This is a genomic window from Frankia sp. AgKG'84/4 (assembly GCF_023242965.2).
Lineage (GTDB): Bacteria > Actinomycetota > Actinomycetes > Frankiales > Frankiaceae > Frankia.
Map to the genome: position 1 here is coordinate 1 of NZ_JALKFU020000843.1, position 965 is coordinate 965.

Sequence of the window (965 nt, forward strand, 5' to 3'; positions counted from 1 at the left end):
GCCGTCGCCCGCGTGGCGCACCCGCCGGCGGGCCGCGTCGTACACCTCGTCGCGGTAGCCGAGCCGGTCGATCAGCCCGGTGTCCAGGGCGATGGGCCCGGCGAGCGGGCCGAGGTCGATCAGGCGCCGGACCCGGTCCGGCGACATCGAGCGGCCCTCGGCGATGCCCGCGACGACCTGCTCCGACGAGGACTCGATGATCCGGCTCACCGCTTCCAGGTGCGCCGGGGTGAAGTCCCGCTCGACGAGGGTGTTCACCGCGTTCTTGTACTCGTAGCGCTGCCCGATCTCCACGGCCACGCCGAGCCGGTCGAGCGCCCCGCGCAGGAACGGCGTCTCCATGCCCAGGCCGGTCAGGCCGCAGTCCCCGGACGGCGCCAGCCAGATCTCGTCGAACGCGCAGGCCAGGTAATACGGCCCGGTGCCGCCGCCGAACTCGCCGAACGTGTCGGCGTAGGCGATGGCGGTGCCACCGGCGGCGCGGAAGGCGGCGATCGCGGTGCGGATCTCCTGGATGCGGGCCAGCGGCATCCCGCAGGCCGCGATGTGCGCGACGACGACGGGAACCCGCGGGTCCGCCGCGGCGTACCGCAGGCCCTCGACGACGTCGCGCAGGGTGGTGCGGCGGTGCGCGAGCGCGAGGGTCAGCGGATCGCTGGGGACGCCTTCCACCGGGTCGGCCGTCAGGTCGAGTTCGAGGACGACCGGGGCCGTCCGGCGGGCCGCGATCTGACGGACGTCGGCCAGCGCCTTACGTGGGATGGCAGCCATGCTCAGAGGCTAGTACCGCCGGCTCCCCGGGTTCTCCGGCCGGGGCTGCCGTGCGGTCATCAGTCGGTCACCGATCTGCCGTCGCGGCACCTTGTGCGGGGCCGACGGCGACCCAGAGTTCCCGCCAGCGTGCGGCGGGCAGTGCCGTGGGTGTCGCGCCGTCCGGCCGGGCCGCCCGCTCGGCGGCCGCGAGC

General features: G+C 74.9%; 1 protein-coding gene. It reads right to left on the reverse strand.

Features of this window, described 5'->3' with window-relative positions; all coding sequences use genetic code 11:
• The coding region (locus tag MXD58_RS25590) for a S49 family peptidase (protein WP_250610253.1) at positions 1–771 on the reverse strand (771 nt) is incomplete at its 3' end.
• Positions 772–965: the final 194 nt, after the last annotated feature.